Genomic DNA, 309 nt, shown 5'->3' with positions numbered 1-309 from the left:
GCTGATCGCGCTCGCGGCGGCCCGGATCAAGGACATCGAACCGCGGACGCACCGGGCGGTGGGGCTGGTCGCGATCGCCGCCGCGCTGCTGCCGATCCTGCCGACGCCGCAGCCGGTACGGGAGCGGGCGGAGGTGCCGCGGTTCATCACGGACGGCATGTACCGGGATTACGTCGCCGAGGGCGAGAGCGTCGTCCCCGTACCCCTGCCGAGTCCCGCCGAGGCCGACGCGCTGCACTGGCAGTCGGCGACGGGCTTCGGCTTCTCCGTGCCCGGCGGCTACTTCAACGGGCCCTGGGGCCCGGAGCG

The 309-nt window shown here is 74.4% G+C and carries 1 pseudogene; it reads left to right on the top strand.

The features are described 5' to 3' along the window. Positions 1-309, top strand: a pseudogene (locus BHU15_RS37500) (glycosyltransferase family 2 protein); the annotation flags it as partial.

Source organism: Streptomyces niveus, assembly GCF_001723055.1.
In the GTDB taxonomy this organism is placed as follows: Bacteria; Actinomycetota; Actinomycetes; order Streptomycetales; family Streptomycetaceae; genus Streptomyces; species Streptomyces niveus.
The sequence above is the reverse complement of the archived record's forward strand: the minus strand, read 5'-3'. Positions and strand labels throughout refer to the sequence as shown.